This is a genomic window from Sphingobacterium sp. UBA1897 (assembly GCF_002337775.1).
In the GTDB taxonomy this organism is placed as follows: Bacteria; Bacteroidota; Bacteroidia; order Sphingobacteriales; family Sphingobacteriaceae; genus Sphingobacterium; species Sphingobacterium siyangense.
Window position 1 is genome coordinate 574,743 of record NZ_DDGR01000018.1, and the last position, 16,918, is coordinate 591,660.

Below are 16,918 nucleotides of genomic sequence, written 5' to 3' on the forward strand. Positions count from 1 at the left end.
AAAACGAGGCTTTTTTTTGGACATTACTTTTTACAATTTTGATGGTTAAAATATACAAAACAGAGTGCGTTTTAAGTTTTTAAAATTTGCAATTGTCTGGTTATCATGTAAGTTCAGGACAGTTAATCAAATGAGTTCTTTTAAATTGATTTACCAATATAAATCAGATTAATAATTAAAAAACTCAGCCCATGAAAAACATAATGCGATATGGGGCCATTGTTGTGGCTCAAATGGCTTTTACACATGTATTGTACGCACAGGGGACACTGACGGGAAAAGTTGTTGATAATAAAAATCAGCCGATCAGTGGTGTTACAATCCAGGTAAATGGCAAAAATGAAGGGGCAAGCAGTCAAAATGGTAATTTCAGTATTCATGCAAAATCTGGTGACAATATTGTATTTCGTTCTGTGGAATACCAGCAGAAAGAAGTCCGCGTATCAACATTAGCATTTCTACGTGTTGAGTTGTTGCCGAAACAAGAAGCATTGGATGAGGTTGTCGTCATTGGCTATGGATCCCAAAAACGAACTAACCTTATAGCTCCAGTTTCAAAGTTTAATGCTGAGAATCTCGATGAGCGCCCTATTGCACGGGTTGATCAAGCCCTGATCGGACAGATGTCCGGTGTACGGGTTAAGCAATCTACAGGTGTTCCCGGAAAAGGGTTAAGTGTTCAGGTCAGGGGATCGGGCTCTATTACCGCTGGGAGTGAACCCTTGTATGTCATTGACGGTTTCCCACTGTCAACGGCCTCGCAAAACGGCTCGGGAAACTATGCCTCAGGAAATCCGCTGGATAATATGAACCCAAACGATATTGAATCTGTGGAAGTCCTAAAAGATGCATCTGCAGCTGCAATTTATGGATCCCGGGCAGCAAACGGAGTTGTTTTGATCACCACAAAACGCGGGAAGAGCGGCCAGGCTAAAGTAAGTCTCAATTCATACGTAGGCATGTCCGAGGCTTATAAAAAATTGGATATGTTAAATGGTGAAGAGTGGATAGATAGAGCGGTGGAGATGATCAATGCACAATGGGAAGCCTCAGGTACCGGAAGGCTGGCAAGCCAAAGCAATGCCGAACGACGGAAAATATTGGGACTCGCCGACGGGACATATAATACATCTTATATGTATGATGACCGTTGGTTGGAACCCGGACGTCCCGGGCTTTACCTTATCAATTGGCAAGACGAAGCGTATCGAAAAGGAGTGATCCAAAACTATCAGGTTGCGGCTTCGGGAGCGACAGAATTTGTCAATTATTATGTCTCGGGGAATTACCTCAATCAACAAGGTATTGTGAAAGGCTTGGATTATAAAAACTATACTGCCAGAGCTAACGTTGAAGTCAAACCGAATAAAAAAATCGCATTTGGTTTAAACCTAGCACCTACCTATTCTATCGGAAATGACCCCGGAGTGGAAGGAAAGGATAATATCATGCATCAGATTTATTCGATGTCACCTGTTCAGGACCATCCTGCTGGAACAGTAAACGTTTTTGACAATGAAAAATATCCCTGGAGTACTTCAACAAATGATCCCATTGCCAAATTGAATTATTATATCGGGGAAAACAAAATTTCACGTTTACTGGGGACAGTTTACGGACAGTACAATATTCTTGATAACTTCAATTTTAAGACTACAGTTAATTTGGATCAAACCGATAGCAGAAGTAATAGATTTCAGCCCTACACTGTAGGCGGAACTTTGGCTAACCGAACCAACAACCCGAATCAGGCTACCTATGGCTCCAACAGTGTGTATCGAAAGCAAACTTTTGTAAACGAGAATACGTTAAATTATCATCTCAATTTTGACAAACATGATATTACCGCTTTGCTGGGGCAAGCCTATAATTTTGATAAACTTGAAACTTCTTCCATCACCTCGCAGGGAGGTTATACCAATAGTTCTATAACAACTTTGAACGGTGCAGTTGCTACAGTTGCCTCAACAGGCGCAACACAAAGTGTCTTGCTTTCTTATTTTGGGCGTGTCCAATATGCCTATGACGGTAAGTATTTGCTTTCTGGAAGTATTCGTCGGGACGGCTCATCGCGTTTTGGATCCAATACAAAATGGGGTTGGTTCCCATCGTTGTCCATGGGCTGGCGTCTGTCACAGGAGAGTTTCATGAAACCAGTTACCTTTATCAATGAGCTGAAATTACGCGGAAGCTATGGTGAATCAGGGAATAACAATATAGGTGATTACAGTAGCATTGCCTTGTTGGGCTTTTATAATTATTCTTCAAATGGCCTTTCCGTTTCTGGACAGGCGCCAAGCAATATCATTAATCCGGATCTAAGATGGGAAAAATCGCGGACTTATGATGTGGGATTGGATTTTGGCCTTTTGGGTTCCCGCATTACAGGATCATTTGACTGGTATACCCGGAAGAGCAGTGATTTATTGCTAAATGTTCCTTCCATGCTTTCGACAGGTTTTTCTTCCTATTTGGATAATGCAGGAGAGGTGAAAAGTAAAGGCTGGGATTTAGAGATCACTTCCCATCAGGTCAGAAAAGCAGATTTTTCATGGTCTACCTCTTTTAATATTAGTCATAATTCCAATAAAGTAACAAAACTTGATGGTGAGCAAAAGGAGATTTTAATACCGTCCTCATTTGATATCCAGCATAGTCTTCTACGGATTGGCGAGCCGATGTATAGCATTTATGTCGTTAAACAAGACGGCATATTGACTCAAGCAGACATTGATGCTGGAGCTGCGTTGTATGGCAGCCAAAAGGCAGGTGATCCAAAGTATGTGGATGCCAATGGAGACGGTGTGATTGATGCGAATGACCGTGTGATTGTGGGGCATCCAAACCCGAGCTATGTATGGGGGATAACCAACAACTTTAAGTATAAAAATTTTGATTTGAGTTTTATGTTCCAAGGCCAGAATGGTGGTCATATCTATTCTTTATTAGGACGTGCCTTGGGACGCACCGGTCAAGGATCATCAGACAATGCGCTTGGATTTTATCGGGATAGATGGCGTTCAGAAGAGGATCCTGGAGAAGGTCGTGTTGGAAAAGCTTATTCAACTTTTGGACGGATTAAAAATACAGATTGGCTGTATTCGTCAGATTATTGGCGTTTACGCAACGTCACTCTTGGTTATAATATCAAAGACCTGAAATTGGGGAGTCAGTCAAAGCTTAGTTTAGTCCGTTTATTCGTGACATTGGAGAATTTTTGGGGAAAGGACAAATATGACGGGGGGGTAAATCCGGAATCTTCAAACACAAATCTAAGCGGAAGCTCTGATTATCCCGAGGCGGGTGATTATGGAGGCCTGGCAATTCCAAAGACAGTGACATTTGGTTTAAACGTAAATTTTTAGAACGATGAAAAAATTGAGTCTATTTTTTTTGATAGCAGGTCTATTGGGATCTTGCAAAATGGATCTGAACCAGCAACCAATTTCGAGTGCTACTTCAGATACCTACTTTAAGACAGCAAATGATTTTATTCAAGGATTGAACGCTATATATAACAGTACACGAGGATATCCTGATCGCCTGATGAATCTCTCGGAAACACGGTCGGATAATTTGTACGCAGTGTCGGACGGCGGAGTGCGTGATTGGGAAGGGATCAACAGTTTTCATAAAACGATTGCCAGTAACCCCTATGTGATAGAAGCTTGGCAAACAAATTTTAACGGCATCTTTCGTGTAAACAATTATTTGGAACAACTTGCTGCGAATGGTTCCACGGCTATTATCGATGAAAGCCTTCGCAATAGAATGGAAGGCGAAGCCCGGTTCTTACGTGCATTTTTTTATTTTGATTTGATTCGGTACTTTGGCAAAGTGCCACGGATAGACAAGGTGGTATCCGCCAGCCAAGCTAAAAGCATTGGTCGGAGTAACGTGGAGGAGTTGTATGCGTTGATTATTGAAGATCTGAACAAAGCAATTAATGCGCTACCTGCACCCAGTGCGTACGCTGCAGCAGATAAAGGCCGTGTCAATAAATACGCTGCAAGAATGTTGCTTGGCTTGGTCTACATGACACGATCGGGGCCCACATTGGGTGTTGAAGGTGCGGGTTTGAACAGCAACGAATGGGGGAAAGCGGTGGAGCAGTTCAACGAGGTGATCAACAGCAATGAATTTAGTTTGCTGACCAGCTATAATAGCATTTTTGATTACGGTAATGAGCGCAACAAGGAAGTGATTTTTAATATTGAATATTCAAGCGGCGCTAATCCTGTTGTTGGGGCAACATTTCCTTGGGTGCTTGTACCTGATAATTGGTTCAATTCACTCGGGCTAGCCACGCAAGGAGGCTTAACAATCAGGCCAGTATCTGATGACCTGCTTAAGCTGTATGATACTGGTGACAGCAGAAAGACGTTCAGTATTCAGCAAGGCTATATTTATGGCAATGTTGCTGAAACAAGATCATTTGTTAAGAAGTTTGTAGACCTTACCAAAGTGCCTGCAAACCGAATGGATTGGCCGATCAATTATATTGTATTTCGTTATAGCGATTTGCTGTTGTTAAAGGCGGAGTGCATATTGAATGGCACTTCTGGGAACATTCAAACGGATGTAGACGCGGTCGTCAATCAAATTAGAAAACGCGCCGGATTGACAACTGAGCTGACGAATGTCACTAAATCACAGTTGATGGATGAACGCAGAAGGGAGTTTATTGGCGAAGGGGTGCGATGGTTTGATCTTATCCGCAGTGGCAGTGTCGAATCGGTCATGAAAGCTTGGATCAGGAAAGAGGACGTCGCAAAGCAGATGTTAGATTTTCAAGTCAATTATGTCCTATATCCGGTACCACAGTCAGAACTAGACAATAGTCCCGGCTTGTATACACAGAATCCCGGATATTAATATCTTAATTTATTTAATCGCCTTTAGCATTTAAGGGCGATTTTTTTATTTTTGGCGCCAGCTAATGACAGGATTGAACAGGATGGTTATTACAAATCATCCTGTTACTTTTAACCAACATTATAAGCCTAAGGGGAAATCTGATTATTTTTTTAAGCCAGTCGTCCTATAAAGCAATAAGTAAAGATCATACAACATTTTCATTATCTCGTATAATGAAAACCGATTTTCACTACCGAAGATCAACAAGGGAAAGAATAAAATAATACCTAAATAATACTTTAATGATAAACTATTTAACAATTAGGTTTGATCATCATGTAAAGAAGTACACTTTTTTGCTATTTATGGCGATGCTGTGCACCTTGAATTTATTTGCTCAAACCACTAGGACTGGAAAAGTAAACGATGAAAAAGGTTTGCCTATCCAAGGTGTAACTGTACAGGTAAAAGGCAAAACTATGACGGCAAAGACCAATGCCGATGGGTCATTTACCATCAATGCACTGCCATCTGATGTATTGGCGTTTAGAAGCCTTGGTTTCGAATCCCAAGAAATTTCTGTGGGTAATCAAAATAACTTGAATGTAGTTCTAGCACAAAAGGTCGATGTCATGGAAGAGGTCGTGGTAGTTGGTTATGGCACGATGAAAAAGAAGGATGTGACGGGGTCAATTGCCAGTGTGGGTGAGAAAGAACTGAAGGCAATGCCTGTGAAAGATGCATTGCAGGCAATGCAGGGTAAGGTGGCTGGTGTTGATATCACTTCGAACCAACGTCCGGGAACAACAGGTAGTATAACGATAAGAGGTGTGCGATCGATCACTGCAGATCAGGGACCACTGTATGTAGTCGATGGGATGGTATTACAGGCCGGTGGCATTGACAATATTAATCCGAGTGATATAGAGACCATTGATGTCTTAAAAGATGCTTCTGCAACAGCTGTCTATGGTTCACGTGGTGCAAACGGCGTTGTTTTGGTGACGACCAAGCAGGGAAAAAAGGGACGTTTAATGTTGAATTATGCTGGTACGGCAACTTTTGAGAAAATGTATGATGTCACAGAGTACATGGATGCTGCGGAATGGTTGGATTATGCGCGTTTGGCGAAATTCGGAACGACGACACCTGATTATGCAAAGGATTTTTCTAGATGGGGATCTGTAGCTGCCTCATGGGCAAATATTGCTAAAGGTTGGACTAATAACAATACCGTATGGGATCCAAGCTTAGTCGGTAATTACGATTGGGCAGATCTTGGACGTAAAAATGCCTTATCTACCGAACATACTTTAAGCGTCTCAGGTGGAGGGGAAAACTCCAAAGGTTATGGTTCTTTTGGTTATCTCAAGCAAGATGCTACACAACCCGGTCAGAAATTTAATCGCTATACTTCAAAAGTAAGTTTTGAAGCTACACCAACAAAATGGTTTACCATGGGAGCTTCAATAAACACATTCTTCTCCGATCAAGATTATGGCTATAATTTCTCTAAATCTGTAACAGGTGCAGGTGACTATTACAGTGCTTTACGAGGTATGTTACCTTGGACAGTTCCTTATGATGACAACGGAAACTATCTGAGAAATCCTGCTGCGGGTGATATCAATATCATCAATCCAATTAATGAATTGGAATATAATACCAATCAACGTCAGACTTTTGGTGCGAATGGTAGTTTCTTTAGCCAATTGGATTTTGGGCAGATTTATGAACCATTGAAAGGTTTAAAATATCGGGTGCAATTTGGACCTGAATTTAGATATTACCGGTTGGGTTTAGCAAATGCAGCGGAGGGAATAAATGGTGATGGAAATAATGCGGTGACTTATTCAACAAACCGCAATTTAGCTTGGACTTTAGACAATTTGATCTATTACGACCGCGATTTTGGAACGGATCACCATCTTGGTATAACCTTGTTGCAGAGTTCTTCCAAGTATAATTCTGAATCAAGTAATATGAAAGCTACGGATGTGTATAGCGCAGAAGAATTATGGTATAATATAAATTCAGGAGGTTTTATCGGCAGTTGGGGAACAGGCTTATCTGAGCGACAAATGGAATCCTATATGGCTCGTGTAAATTATAGCTATAAGGACCGTTATATGTTAACTGCTTTTGTGCGTTGGGATGGATCTTCGGTATTGGCACCGGGGCATCAATGGAGCTCATTTCCTTCCGTAGCTGCATCATGGCGCATTGACCAAGAAAATTTTATGAAGGACGCTCGCTTTGTCAATACACTAAAATTGCGTTTGGGAGCTGGTATTGTTGGTAATGCCGCAATTGGACCTTATCAAACGAAAGGATTATTGACGCAAAATTTTTACAACTGGAGCGCGACGAATTCAACACCAGGATATGTTGCTTCAGATCCTTCTGCTGCTAATCCGCAAAAAATGGCCAATCCCGAATTGGGCTGGGAACGTACGACCCAATATAATTTGGGTATAGATTATGGCTTTCTAAATAACCGAATCAGCGGTGCTTTAGACATGTATAAAACGAAGACGAATGATCTGTTATTGGCCATGACGCTAAACTCTGTTTTAGGCTATGGGGCCACAATGGCAAATGTTGGTAAGACTTCAGGCTGGGGGATTGACCTTCAGATCAATACTGTCAATGTTAAGAATGATAACTTTCAGTGGAATACGACTTTAACTTGGTCCAAAGACAAGAATAAAATACTCGAATTGAATAACGGACGAAAAGAAGATTTAACCAATAACTGGATTGTTGGTCAGGAGATTCAAGTCCCTTATGATGTGGTTTACGATGGTATTTGGAAAACCTCAGAAGCAGAGGAGGCTAAAAAATATGGCGCTAAACCGGGACAGATCCGTGTGAAGGATATTAGTGGTCCAGATGGTGTGCCTGATGGCAAAGTAGATCGCAATTATGATCGACAAGTGTTGGGATCCTATCGTCCAAAATGGTCTGGCGGGATTATGAATACATTCACCTACAAAAACTTTGACTTATCTTTCTTTATTTTCTCGCGTTGGGGACAGACCATAAACGCTGGAGCTGCAACGTTGGATGGGCGTTATATGCAACGCAAATTGGACTACTTTATTCCGGGCGTTCATGAAGATGCTGAATATTATCAGCCAGGCTCAAATGGTGAAGCGGCAGATCCTTGGAACTCTTCCATGAATTACCGTGACGGATCATTTATCAAGCTAAGAAATGTAAGTTTAGGTTATAATTTTCCGAAAACAAAATTACAAAAACTTGGCATCAGTAATTTTAAGGTTTATGCACAGATTATGAACCCGGCGATGTTGTATTCAAAAGTGGATTTTCTGGATCCAGACTTAGCAAGTTATAATAATAATACAACGCAAGCCGGCTCCGCCATCACCACAAGAGGAGCAGTGATCGGCGTGAACATAGGATTTTAAGCAGCAAAAGGATTTAAAAAATTGACTCTCATGAAAAATTATAAAATATTAGTTGCTTCAATGTTAGGTGCGGCAGGATTATTAGTATTGAACGCCTGTAGTAAAGACTTTTTGAAAGAGGAGCAGATTACCATACCGGATACAGACTATTTTAAAACTCAGGCAGGGCTAGATGATTTAGCAACAGGTGTTTACTCCAAATTGAAATTTAAATATAATTATACCTGGGGGATGGCCCTGTTCAATCTAGGTGTAGATGAGTTTACAGATGCAAATAATGCTTCCCCAAGCTTTAATAGTTATAGTATGGATCTTAATCCTGCTGAATCAACTTATGGTGGTGGAAATATTCAGCCGGTGTTTGATAATATGTATAGCGGTATCGAATCGGCCAATACCCTGATTCAAAACGTACCCTTATATTATGATAAATCCAATGCCAATTATAATACACGTCTTGGCGAGGGATACTTTATGCGGGGATATTTCTACTTACAGCTGATTGTACAGTTTGGAGGTGTCCCCCTGAAATTGACCCCGACCGAAAAGGTTGAATCCTATTTTACTAGAGCTTCCGAAGATGCTTGTTTTGCACAGGCCATAGCGGATCTTGAGCAGGCTTATACGTTGTTGCCGGCTTCGGCGACAGAATTTGGGCGTGTAACAAAGTCAGCTGCAGCACACTATATTGCTAAAGCACGATTGACTCGATCGAGTGAGTTATATGCCGCTTGGAATTCAAAATATACCGCGGAAGACTTAGATGCTGTCATCAAATATGGAACGGAGGTCGCGGCGGCACATCCCCTGGTAGATGATTACGTAAAACTATGGGATTATCAAAAGGCCAATAGTGCTAACGAAAAAGTCTCGGAGGTTGTTCTGTCGGCACAGTTTTCGGACGACCAGGCAACATGGGGACGTTATGGAAATCAGATTCATCTTTACTACCCTGCTGTTTATCAAGATTTAGGAGGAACAAGCCGCGATATCTCCGGCGACCGTGAATTTTCTTATGCCCGTACCACAAATTATACGCTGGATGTATTTGACAGGGTGAATGATTCACGTTTCTGGAAATCCTTTATTACGATGTATGGCGCCAATAATACCGCTAATGCCCCTGTCTGGACTGCAGCTAATGCATCGCTTGGGCCTGAAGGAAGTGTTGTTGGAACGAAGCGATTTAAAGGTGGAGAGCTGGGTATTAAATACATTGTCAACAACGCTGGCGATACACGCTACAAAGCAGTGGCCGGTGATGCAACAGGAGTTCTTAAAAATGGCGTGATGCAGAACCCGCATACTTTTGTACGTTACTTTCAGGGAGAACCTCAAGCTTGGGTGGGTCAACATGGAAATAACGGATACTTTGGTGTTCAATCACGTTATGTGGCGCTTTCGAAGTTCAGAGATGGCTATCGGGTTAGTATAGCGTCTGCCAATGGTACGCGAGATGTTATTATGGCGCGCTCGGCGGAAGATGTCTTAATGGTAGCCGAAGCCTATATCCGTAAAGGTGAAGGTCAGTACGCGAATGCAATCCAGTGGATCAATAAATTGCGCAGTCGTGCTGGCTATAAAAACGGTGAAGACCGAGCGAAGAATGTCGACGGCGGGCAAGCCTACAAGAATAATTCCTATGCTGTTGGAAAGGGCGGCGGCTTTTCTGCGGAAGGAGCAATCTATTGGGAAGGAAATTCATACTACGAATCCAATAATGATATTGCGAAAACTACGGCCTCTTCCGAAACACAGATGCTGATCAATTCTGTCGCTGACATTTATAATTCAGCAGTTGATGCGCCAATCTACGAGAAATTGGGCGCAACAAGCAATGCACAGAAAATGATGGCATTTTTGTTGAATGAACGCACACGTGAATTGTGCGGTGAACTTTACAGATGGGAAGATTTGGCGCGCACCAAAACATTGGAAGCGAGATGGAAAGCCTTTAATGATGGTTATGTACGCGGGAATACAGTATTTAGTCCAAATACACATTACTATCGACCGATTCCGCAATCTTTCTTGGATGCAACAACCAATGAAAGTGGTGCCGCATTGACGCCTGCAGAAAAACAGGCTATGCAAAATCCAGGCTATTAATTTTTGATGGTAATAAACGTGAACCTGACCTACCTGTTCTGAATGGAATGGGTAGGTTTTTTTTTATCAAAATGTAAGCGATTGCAGGATAGCGCAGGATAGGGACTATTGCTAGTTTTGGTATCTTTCGGTTTGATTCTCATTACATTGGGAATCGGAATAAACCAAATTATAGATCAACGGAAGGGAAATGTTCACATGGATAGAAGAGTCTTCTTAAAATCAAATGCATTTTTGTGGGCGATGATGGTGTTACCTTTAGATACGACAGCTAAAAAGGGTATACTGGAGTCTCCTTATTTCAAATTGAAACCGATTGGAAGATCCTTACAATTGGTAGATTACTTTATTTGGTGCTCATCTCCGATTTGGGGCGACGATGGTAAGGTTCATCTTTTTTATTCACGTTGGCGAAAGGAAAAAGGGATGGGTGGCTGGATCAAAGGTTCCGAGATAGCGCACGCAGTTGCTGATTCTCCCTATGGAACATTCCAACATAAGGATGTTGTTATACAACCTCGAGAAGGGTTTTGGGATAGTACAACCTGTCATAATCCACTGATAAAAAAGATAGCGGATACGTATTATCTTTTTTATATGGGAAATTCCAACGGAAAGACAGATACCAAAAGGATAGGCGTAGCAACGGCGAAAAACCTGGATGGACCATGGAAACGGCAGGATAATCCAATCTTATTGCCTGGCGTGGAGGGGGCATGGGATGATCATTGTACCACAAATCCTGCATTTCTAAAAGGTAACGATGGTAAATTTTGGTTGTATTATAAATCTTGGAATACTGCTGAATATCTGCGGGATAAAGGTCCTGTCAGAGGAAATCGAAAGTATGGATTGGCCAAAGCTGAACATCCCTTGGGACCATATGTGAAAGAATCAGAGCATCCGGTCATTGATTTTTCTGATCGTCCGCATAATGCACAGCTTGAAGATGCTTTCGTATGGAAACAGGATGAACAGTATTGTTTATTAGCAAGGGATATGGGGTTTTACAATCACGAAGATGGATTGATCTTAAAATCATCAGATGGCGTTAAATGGTCTGAACCGCAAGTGGCTTATCTAGGTTTATCGACCTATATTCAGGAACCGCCCCCACCAGCCAACTTGAAGCGCTTTGGCAGGCTTGAAAGACCTATGATCCTGATGGATAAAATAACGGATAAACCGCGTTTCCTTTTTGGAGCCACCCAAGGCGGAATAGCAGAAACTTCGACAGCCTTTGTATTTGAGATCGTGTGAAGAGTCTGCGATAATCGTGTTTAATTCGAGAAAATAACTGCAAAGTTTTGCTTCTGTATGTTGAAGATCGATACAAGTGAGCCGAATTTGACAGCTGATATAAACAAGTACAACCAGAAACAATTATAAGCCAATGAAAAAGATTTTTAGTATGCTCCTCGTAATTTTTGCATGCGTAGCAAGTCAAGCGCAACAAACATCCTGGACCAGTGCAAAGCAACCCTTAAAGGAAATTGAACAGCTTAAAAAGATCATTGTTGCTCCTACATTTGAAAAGAAAGATTATTCCATCGACGATTTCGGTGCTATTGGAGATGGCAGGACAAAAAATACTGTAGCCTTTAGAAAAGCAATTGAAACGTGCAATAAGCAGGGTGGAGGGCGTGTAATAGTCCCGAAGGGAGTCTATCTGACCGGTGCAATCTATTTGAAAAGCAACGTCAACCTTCATGTCAGCGAAGGGGCAACCGTACTCTTTAGTCGTGATAGTGCTGATTATCCGATGGTATTCACGCGTTGGGAGGGCATGGAATGCATCAATTTTTCTCCTTTCATCTATGCGTACAAAGAAGAGAATATTGCCATCACAGGAAAAGGATTGCTGGATGGAAATGCCGATAATGATCATTGGTGGTATTGGTGTGGTGCCCGAAAATATGGATGGCACGAAGGACGCCCTGGAGAACAAAAGCCTGCCCGGGCAATTTTGCATCAGCAGATGGCTGAAGAGATGGACCCGTATAAAAGAGTATTTGGCGAGGGCAATTTTCTTCGCCCCAATTTTGTGCAGCCTTATTTATGCAAAAATGTCTGGATTGCTGACGTCAAGCTGATTAATTCTCCGATGTGGAATCTTAATCCTGTCCTATGTGAGAATGTATTGATTGAAGGTGTGAAAGTGGTAAGTCATGGACCTAATAATGACGGCTGCGATCCTGAAGCAAGTAAAAATGTATGGATCAGAAATTGTTATTTTGATACCGGCGATGACTGTATTGCTATTAAATCGGGAAGAGATGAAGATGGCCGTACTATTGGTCGACCTGCGGAGAATCATATCATCGAAAATTGTGAAATGAAAGATGGTCATGGCGGCGTCGTTATCGGTAGCGAAATTGCAGGCGGAGCCAGAAATATCTATGCACTCAACAATGTCATGGACAGTCCAAATTTGGATCGGGCGCTACGGATAAAAACCAGTTCCAGCCGAGGTGGGATCATTGAGAACGTTTTTTTTTATAACACGGAAGTGGGGCAATATAAGGAAGCAGCTGTACGATTTAATATGTTTTATGAAAAACCCGGAAAACATATTCCAACGATTCGCAATATCTGGGTCGAAAACCTCCATGTTAAAGGTGGCGGAAAGTATGCTGTGCTCTCCACAGCATACGAATCTTCACCTATAACCGATTTTACGATGGTCAATTGTAAAATTGATGGTGTAAAAGAAGCGTTTAAAGTTGATTACCTCAAGAATGTCTTGCTAAAAAATGTCATTGTCAATGGAAAAGAAATCAAGTCTTTCGATTAACGTAACATAACCATCGACGGAAAGTATAAACTCCAGCGACTAAGAAGTAGCTACCGGTCATTAAAAAGATTTGCACATAGCTAATTCATGAAATAATTATTGATATGATACGAAAGTATTTGATTTTTTGCGGCTTGCTAGTTGGGACTATCCTGGAGATAGCTGTTGCCCAGTCAAAACATTGGCAAGATAACGACCGTGTACTGCATTATACCGAGGATAAAGGAGATTTCTTACTGGTGAATGGAAGATATCGATTTAATCGTGCTCTTTATGGTAATAACCTGGCATCCCGTGTAGAAGTAGGCGATTTACCTGAATTTGCACTGTACATGCCGGGGATGGCAGGGAACTTACAGTTTGTTCTCAGCAATAAACAGCAGCGAAAAAAAGTGATTGATGCCGATCATATTGAGACAAGGTATCGACCCGGAGCTATGTATTATCGCATCAAAGATGCTTTACTTGGAAATGGTTATATCGATATCGTTGTGATGGCGCAGGCCGATGCCGAAGGGATGATCGTAAAATTACAGGCGGCGAATATTAAACCGGATGCACATCTTTACGCTGTCTATGGGGGAGCTAGCGGAAAAACATTCAGTAGAAATGGCGACATAGGCGCAGATCCAGAATCGGGGTTTTATCTTCTTCCTGGATATTGTGAACATAATCAATATACACTGGAAAAAAATAGTTTTGGACTTAAGTATCAAAATAAGAAAAATGAGCCCCAATTTATTCAGGGTAGTTTTTCAGGACTCTCAGCACTGCGGATGTCAGATGCTACCGTTTTGGATGATCTCTCTAATCTGACGAAAACGGAGAATAAGGGTAGTCCTATCCTTGTCGGGAAATTTATGCTGACTAAAAAATCAAGTTATATTCAAATCGCTAAAGGGAAGCGTTCTGCTGCGGAATTTTCTGAAGGCTCATTAGAAAAGATTTATGAGCTGGCGGATCAGAAAAGGGTTTCGCTGGCTAGTCGGGTTAAAATAAACACACCGGATCGATACATCAATAATTTGGGGGCAGCGCTTTCGACAGCCGCTGATGGAATTTGGGAATCGCCTACTTTCTTGCATGGAGCTGTGGCATGGCGTATGCGTTTGAATGCTTGGCGGGGAGCTTACACCGCAGATGTATTGGGATGGTATGACAGAGCGAAAGAACATTTTTCGAGTTATGCGAATTCGCAGGTTAGCGAACCCGCTGCTGGACGGGTGGTGATGGATACAACTTTGCACTTAGCTCGACATTTGGAAAAAATGGGTACTTCTATGTTTTCAAGCGGCTACATTTCTCGGAATCCAAATAATAATACGGTACCCCATCACTACGATATGAACTTGGTCTTTATCGATCAATTGTTGTCACATTTTAATTATACAGGGGATGTTGCTTATATCAAAGAGATGTGGCCAACGCTGACTCGGCATCTCAACTGGGAAAAGCGAAATTTCGATCAGGACAATGATGGCTTATACGATGCCTATTGTGCAATATGGGCAAGTGATGGTTTACAATATTCCGGTGGCGCGGTCACGCACACAACCGCCTATATGTACCGTGCCAATCAAATAATAGCCAAACTCGCAAAGGTAATAGGTGAGGATGCGACGCCCTACCAACAAGAAGCAAATAAGATTCAAAAAGCGCTAAAAGATCGACTTTGGTTGCAAAAGAAAGGTCATTTTGCCGAGTTCCAGGATGCGCTTGGCAATCAGCTTATACACGAAAATGCGGGTTTGTGGACCATTTATCATACCGCAGACGCTGCTATTCTAGATGATTTTGAAAGCTACCAAAATCTCCAATATGTAACTAATTATTTGCCAAAGATTCCTATTCATATCAAAGGACAGGAACAGCACGACCTGTATACATTGCCGACGACGACATGGCAGCCTTACACTTGGTCGGTCAATAATGTTGCTTTGGCAGAGAATCTACAGACAGCATTGGCCTATTGGCAATCTGGTCGGGCGGATGATGCCTATCAGCTCTGGAAAAGTAACCTTATGGAAAGTATGTATCATGGGATCAGTCCCGCCAACTTTCAGCAGCTTTCCCACTATGATGCATTTAGAGGCGAATTATACCGTGATTTTGCCGACCCAATTGGTGTAGCATCTCGTACATTAGTCGAAGGATTATTTGGCGTGCATCCACGTCTACTGGACAAACAATTGTTTCTTAAACCTGGTTTCCCATCGACATGGAATTTTGCACAGATTGAAATGCCGGAATGGAGTTATACGTATAAGAAAACTAAAACTGCTATTACATTTCAGATTAACACGCGTTATGCGATGCCCGTAAAACTTGCTTTGGAAGTTCCCGTAGATTTTACCCAGGTGAGTGCTGTTAAAGTCAATGGAAAAGAAGTCAAGTGGTCATTAAAATCTTCCGCTATAAATGGGGCATGTATTGTTGTTGAATCTGAAGCTGAGCGGAATTTCGACATCACGATAATGGGGGATGGTAAACTCGAAAAGATGGATACCAAAAATGTGGAGCAAGTATTCACCGATCAATGGGCTTTTCCATTACCTGCTAACACCCAATTGTTGGAAAGCTACGATCCTCAAGGAATTATCCAAAAGAAAGCCGGTCACAAATTTTCTTTTGTCCAGCATGAGCGGGTAGGAACCTTTTTCGTGAAGCTTCAGCAGGGAGTTATGGTTTGGTGGCAGGCAGTTGATATTCGGCTATTACCGCCTGTAAATTCAACTATTCTGCGTAAAGAGCGAAACTATTTTTTGACGATGGAAAACCGTTCTGCTCAGCCACAACAACTGGTAATTGATCATCAGGATTTTCAAACAGCCTTCAGCTTGAGATCAGGAGAAATAAAGAAATTGGAACTTCCCATCAATAGCTTTTCAAAGGGAACAAATAGCGTTAATCTGGTTGTGGGAACTTATCGCCAAACAGTAGATTATATCGATTGGAATATCGATGATAAACCTGATTTTTTAGCGGAAAATTTATCGAGTTATTACAACGCGCGTTTGACGGATATCTTCAAACAGAAATACCTTTCGCCAAGATCGGAAGGGCCAACCTTGCAGTTGCCTTGGCAGGGAATAGGCAATTGGTGTTATCCATTGACGACGGCAAATATTGACGACAGGGGAATCATGAAAAAAGGCAAGCAAGGGGATCTAATATACCTAGGTATTCCGTTTCAGCTAAAAAATGACTCCAAAAATGTGGTCTTTGTCAGTCAGTGGGATAATTATCCAAAAAGCGTCAAAATACCTTTAGCCGGCCAGGCCAGCAAAATGTATCTCTTGGTCGCCGGTTCAACAAATCCGATGCAATCCCAGCTTATCAACGCCAAGATTAAGGTCAATTATACTGATGGAATTTTTGATACGTTAGATCTCATCAACCCTATCAACTGGTGGCCTATCGAACAGGGTTACCTCGATGATAATCACGCTTTTGAACTCCCCGATGAACGAATTCCTTACCGAATCAGTCTGAAGTCTGGAGAGCTTTATAAGGGCGGAACCTGGAGTCATTATACCGATATCAAGGGGTATAGCAATCGTGCCATTGATGGTGGAGCAGCTTCATTATTGGACTTGCCTCTAAACAATAAAAAGAAACTTCAATCAGTAGAGCTTATCGCCGTCGCAAACGATGCGGTCATCGGTCTGATAGGTCTCACTTTAATGCGATAGATAAATTGAGAATGTACTCCGGAATTTCCGGAGGA

The 16,918-nt window shown here is 41.9% G+C and carries 7 protein-coding genes; all 7 read left to right on the forward strand.

Going from position 1 to position 16,918, the window contains the following annotated elements; genetic code table 11:
• Positions 1 to 191 precede the first annotated feature (191 nt).
• The 7 genes from B4N43_RS10555 (at position 192) to B4N43_RS10585 (ending at position 16,883) form a co-directional block, all read left to right on the forward strand.
• Positions 192 to 3,365, forward strand: a complete 3,174-nt coding sequence (locus tag B4N43_RS10555; protein ID WP_286734577.1) for a SusC/RagA family TonB-linked outer membrane protein — start codon at positions 192 to 194, stop codon at positions 3,363 to 3,365.
• Positions 3,366 to 3,369: 4 nt separating this feature from the next.
• Positions 3,370 to 4,875, forward strand: coding sequence for a RagB/SusD family nutrient uptake outer membrane protein (locus B4N43_RS10560; protein WP_088163068.1), 1,506 nt, complete (start codon positions 3,370 to 3,372; stop codon positions 4,873 to 4,875).
• Positions 4,876 to 5,159: 284 nt separating this feature from the next.
• Positions 5,160 to 8,288 (forward strand): SusC/RagA family TonB-linked outer membrane protein, encoded by a 3,129-nt coding sequence (locus B4N43_RS10565; RefSeq protein WP_208734147.1) that lies wholly within the window; start codon positions 5,160 to 5,162, stop codon positions 8,286 to 8,288.
• 30 nt (positions 8,289 to 8,318) lie between these two features.
• Complete coding sequence (locus B4N43_RS10570; RefSeq protein ID WP_088163067.1) at positions 8,319 to 10,397, forward strand: RagB/SusD family nutrient uptake outer membrane protein; 2,079 nt, start codon at positions 8,319 to 8,321, stop codon at positions 10,395 to 10,397.
• Between the two features lie 198 nt (positions 10,398 to 10,595).
• Positions 10,596 to 11,657 (forward strand): glycoside hydrolase family protein, encoded by a 1,062-nt coding sequence (locus B4N43_RS10575; RefSeq protein WP_145327551.1) that lies wholly within the window; start codon positions 10,596 to 10,598, stop codon positions 11,655 to 11,657.
• 133 nt (positions 11,658 to 11,790) lie between these two features.
• Positions 11,791 to 13,191 (forward strand): glycoside hydrolase family 28 protein, encoded by a 1,401-nt coding sequence (locus tag B4N43_RS10580; RefSeq protein ID WP_088163065.1) that lies wholly within the window; start codon positions 11,791 to 11,793, stop codon positions 13,189 to 13,191.
• 104 nt (positions 13,192 to 13,295) lie between these two features.
• Positions 13,296 to 16,883, forward strand: coding sequence for a DUF4450 domain-containing protein (locus B4N43_RS10585; protein ID WP_286734581.1), 3,588 nt, complete (start codon positions 13,296 to 13,298; stop codon positions 16,881 to 16,883).
• The last annotated feature ends 35 nt before the right edge of the window (positions 16,884 to 16,918 follow it).

Bases quoted from the DNA above. Each gene is read 5' to 3' on its own strand.
- B4N43_RS10555 (WP_286734577.1), top strand. From the start codon at position 192: ATGAAAAACATAATGCGATATGGGGCCATTGTTGTGGCTCAAATGGCT.
- B4N43_RS10560 (WP_088163068.1), top strand. From the start codon at position 3,370: ATGAAAAAATTGAGTCTATTTTTTTTGATAGCAGGTCTATTGGGATCT.
- B4N43_RS10565 (WP_208734147.1), top strand. From the start codon at position 5,160: ATGATAAACTATTTAACAATTAGGTTTGATCATCATGTAAAGAAGTAC.
- B4N43_RS10570 (WP_088163067.1), top strand. From the start codon at position 8,319: ATGAAAAATTATAAAATATTAGTTGCTTCAATGTTAGGTGCGGCAGGA.
- B4N43_RS10575 (WP_145327551.1), top strand. From the start codon at position 10,596: ATGGATAGAAGAGTCTTCTTAAAATCAAATGCATTTTTGTGGGCGATG.
- B4N43_RS10580 (WP_088163065.1), top strand. From the start codon at position 11,791: ATGAAAAAGATTTTTAGTATGCTCCTCGTAATTTTTGCATGCGTAGCA.
- B4N43_RS10585 (WP_286734581.1), top strand. From the start codon at position 13,296: ATGATACGAAAGTATTTGATTTTTTGCGGCTTGCTAGTTGGGACTATC.